This window comes from Microcoleus sp. OTE_8_concoct_300 (assembly GCF_031383065.1).
Classification (GTDB): Bacteria; Cyanobacteriota; Cyanobacteriia; order Cyanobacteriales; family Microcoleaceae; genus Microcoleus.
The window spans coordinates 1-4,192 of record NZ_JANMZH010000004.1 but is presented as its reverse complement, the minus strand read 5'-3'; the positions used below and the strand labels follow the sequence as shown (position 1 = coordinate 4,192).

3 protein-coding genes are annotated in these 4,192 nt (G+C 45.4%); 1 reads left to right on the top strand and 2 read right to left on the bottom strand.

Annotated elements, in window-relative coordinates; all coding sequences use genetic code 11:
- Window positions 1–397 precede the first annotated feature (397 nt).
- Window positions 398–1,603, bottom strand: coding sequence for an adenylate/guanylate cyclase domain-containing protein (locus ACUVJL_RS00070; protein ID WP_445243968.1), 1,206 nt, complete (start codon window positions 1,601–1,603; stop codon window positions 398–400).
- Window positions 1,604–1,624: 21 nt separating this feature from the next.
- On the bottom strand, window positions 1,625–2,167 hold the full coding sequence (locus ACUVJL_RS00065) for a carboxymuconolactone decarboxylase family protein (RefSeq protein WP_445243967.1): 543 nt from the start codon (window positions 2,165–2,167) through the stop codon (window positions 1,625–1,627).
- 589 nt (window positions 2,168–2,756) lie between these two features.
- On the opposite strand from ACUVJL_RS00065, the gene ACUVJL_RS00060 reads away from it, so the two are divergent.
- A complete protein-coding gene (locus ACUVJL_RS00060; protein WP_445243966.1) occupies window positions 2,757–4,070 on the top strand; it encodes a valine--pyruvate transaminase in 1,314 nt (437 codons plus the stop codon).
- Window positions 4,071–4,192 lie beyond the last annotated feature (122 nt).

The following is a 4,192-nucleotide window of genomic DNA, read 5'->3' as shown; positions in this document are numbered from 1 at the left end:
AGCAAAAATAAGGTGTAGAGGTCTAGATTGCATTGTGCTGTCGATGGTTTAGTAATTTCTCTGATTGTCCGATACCTAGAAAGTAAACGACCCATCTTTATCAATGCACTATTTTGTTATTCTGTCAATGCGTAAGTCCTAATAGCAATCCTAAATGATTATACTCGTTACCAGGCAGAGCCTGGTAACGCATATCCGGAGGCTCTGCCTCCATTGTCGCAGCCGAGGCAGAGCCTCTGGACATCGGTTCCCAGGCAGAGCTTGGAAGTTAACCAGTTATTGAAACTGATTTAGGATTGCTATAGTTATCAGTCATTCCCACTTTTAAAATCTAAAATCTAAAATCGTATAAAGGCTCGGTTAGCCATCCTTTTTTAGCAATTAGCCCTTCCAAAATTTATTTAAGATAATGAACCAAATACATATCCAACTCGCCTTTATTTTTAGCAGGAATTTTTCCTCGGTATTCGCATTCAAAAAAATCTCTAACTAATTCAAACGTTGCGTGAGAGATATTGATATTTCCAGGTACGCCGGAAGATTCCATCCGAGATGCAGTATTAACTGTATCTCCCCAGACATCATAGGCAAACTTTTTATTGCCAATTACCCCAGCAAGTATTGGGCCTGAATGAATGCCAATCCGGATATCCCAATAAGCAATATTTTGTTGAGCTTTATGCATTTTTCGCAAATCCATGAACTGTCGAATTTCTATGGCAGCAAGTACAGCATCAAAGGCGTGTGTTGGGCGAGGCTTAGGAATTCCCGCCGCACACATATAGCTGTCGCCAATAGTCTTTAATTTTTCCATAGAGTATTTATCCATCACGCGATCGAAATAAGAAAAACAATAGTCTAGTTCGTCAACTAACTCTCGCGGCGTCATTTTTTCAGATAACTGAGTAAAGCCTTTAAAGTCAGTAAATAAAACCGATACGCAATCATAATAAAGTGGTTCGACTTTGCCGTTATTTTTGAGTTCCTCGGCAATTTCAACCGGGAGAACGTTCAACAGTAGCTGGTCAGATTTGTGCTTTTCGGCATCGAGCTCGGCATACAGGCTATTTATCTCTTTAAAGCGTTCAGCATTGCGGATGGCTGAGGATAGTTGCAAAGCCAAAAGATAGCCAATCCGCAAGTCTTCTTGAGTGTAAGCTCGCGGCGTGGTTGTGGCAAAATTAATTGTCCCTAAAACCTTACCTTCGCTTTCCAAGGGAAGGATAATTTGCGAAGCGTAGGGGGATAAAATAGCAGTAGCACCCGCTTCTTGAATTAATTGAGGTTGACGTGTGGTGAAAGCCTTCTTAATAGGGCCGCCCTCTGTCAGGACTGAAATATCTACAGGGATATGCGGGCCAAATAAGGTCATGCAAGCGTTAGTGCTGTGCAGGCAAACGCTACAGTGTTCAAAGTCGAGCAGCCATTTGGCTTGCTTGCCTACTACTCGTAAAATCTGGTTGAGATCGAGGGTGCGGTTAATGGCAGTGGCAATTTCGTTGACGGCGGAAATGCGGATGGAAAGCGCTTGAGCTTCTGCTAACAAACGGCGGGCTGTCAACAGAAGTTCTTCTCGCTCTAGATCTTCTAGCCGCTCGCCCATAATATGGGTATAAAATATAGATTACAAAGCATCTATTTCGAGGGCTATTGAATCAGTATATCGGTTGACAAAGCTAAACAAGTCTGCTGTCGCAATTATCTCAAATATTTCTGAATCATCTAGGCCTAAATCCCGCAGGTTTTGGTAATCACTTTCTGTCATTTCCAGGGGTTTTGTAGCAGCTAGCAAGCCAAAGGTAATTACGGCTTTATCACGTTTTGGCAAAGGGCAATTGGCAAAGTCAGAAACTAGGGTTCGCAGGATTTCTTCGCTCATGCCCAACGCTGACAATCCGTGCAGGTGAACTCGAAGAGCGTACTCGCTATTATTTGATTGGGAAATAGCGACGCCGACCATTTCTTTAAGCGTGCGGGGTAAGTCTCCTTGCAGGATTGTTCCCCGGAATTTTTTCCAATTTGCTTCTAATAAGTCAGGGTTGATTGCCATTGACTTGAACAGGTTGGGGACGATGCCAAACCCCAAGTCTGTCAATATTTCTTCGTACACTGCTTTGGCTTTAGGATCTGTAAGTTCCTCGTATTGTGTAAGTGGAAAGTGTGTCATTGTTGTGTTAAATTTTACGGTTGTTAATTTTGGTTGGGATTTACGTATTTGTTATGTAACACCACTCAAAGGGCGACGTTACGAGCTATCTTGGCTTTAGCCGAATTGATGATGAAATGCACCGCTGTCAGCCAACCGCGAATCATGAAAATGAGCTAGCAACAAATCTGATTCTTGAGGCTGGATTGAACCTGCAATTATAGCAGAAACGGGAGCCAAGAAAATTCTGTTGCCCTCGGGTCGTACTGCTAATCTTAGATTCTCCTAATGGCTGCTGTCAAGTATGAGCAATTCATCGGGGGCGGCGGCGTGAAATCTTACCTAAACTCTTCAATTAGATAGTGCTGTTCGGTTCGCTAATTTTTAGGTAAAAAACACTGTTTGATCGCTCGATAGGGCTCCACAAATGCCCAGAATCTTATGATCCGGCGCGCGTACAGGGGAAAAAACAAAATGCTGTCCGATCGAGTTTATTGAAGTAGTCAGACGCTCGATCGACAACCGATGCCCCAGACAAGCTACGCTAACGCCTGCGACTAGAGTTATTATGGGTAAACTGTAAACTTCTATCATTGTCGCTGCATTTGCTATGAACCCTGCCCTGACTCAATTTGGCGCTCAGATGTCCCACCTCACGGGAGTTCGGGCAATTATGAAAGATATTATTGAAACTCTCAGAGCCGGCAGCGGGCAGGAGTTTATCAATTTGAGCGCCGGAAATCCGGTGATTTTGCCGGAAGTCGAGCAGTTGTGGCGCGACTGCACTGCGGAACTTTTGGCGAGCCCGGAATACGGCGAGGTGGTTTGTCGCTACGGTTCCAGTCAAGGTTATCAGCCGTTTATCAATGCGGTTTTGGCGGATTTCAACCAGCGTTACGGATTGAATTTGACCGATCGCAATATCCTAATTACTCCCGGAAGTCAATCGATTTACTTTTACGCAGCCAACGCTTTCGGCGGCTACACCGCACCCCCCCCATCCGCCCCTTACCAAGGGGGGGCTAGGGGAGGTAGCCTTAAAAATATCGTCCTACCGTTGAGCCCAGACTACACGGGTTACGGCGGCGTTAGCTTGATTCCCGAAGCGGTAGTCGCCTGCAAACCCACCCTCGATATTGATGCGGGTGCTCACAGGTTCAAATACCGCCCGGATTTCAGCCAACTGTCGATCGACCAAACCACCGGTTGCGTCATTTTTTCCCGTCCCTGCAACCCCACCGGCAACGTTCTCACCGACGATGAAGTTAAGAAAATTGCCGATTTAGCAGCCGCTTTCGACGTGCCGGTGTTGGTTGATTCCGCCTACGGCCCTCCCTTCCCGTCTTTGAATTTTACCGAAATGACGCCGATTTTTGGGGGCAATATCGTGCACTGTATGAGTTTGTCGAAAGCCGGATTACCGGGTGAAAGAATCGGAATTGCGATCGGCGATGAAAAAATAATTCAAATATTAGAATCTTTTCAGACCAATATGTGCATTCATTCGCCGAGATACGGACAGGCGATCGCAACTCGGGCCATTGCTTCCGGCGCTCTTGCCGATATTTCCATCAACGTAATTCGGCCGTACTATCAAAGCAAATTTGCGATCGTAGAAAGCACTCTAGAACAAGCAATGCCGAAGGATTTGCCGTGGTTTTTGCACCGGGGCGAAGGAGCAATTTTTGCGTGGTTGTGGCTGAAAGATTTGCCAATAACTGATTGGGAACTGTATCAAGAGTTGAAGAAAGTCGGCGTAATTGTGGTGCCTGGAAGTTCTTTCTTTCCTGGTTTGCGGGAAGATTGGCAGCACAAGCACGAGTGTTTGCGCATCAGTTTGACGGCGACAAATGATGAGATTGAAACTGCTATGAAACGCTTGGCTCAAATGGTAGAAAAGGTTTATCAGTCAGTTGACAGTTGACAGTTGACAGTTGACAGTTGACAGTTGACAGTTGACAGTTGACAGTTGACAGTTGACAGTTGACAGTTGACAGTTGACAGTTGACAGTTGACAGTTGACAGTTGACATTCCCAATACTTCGG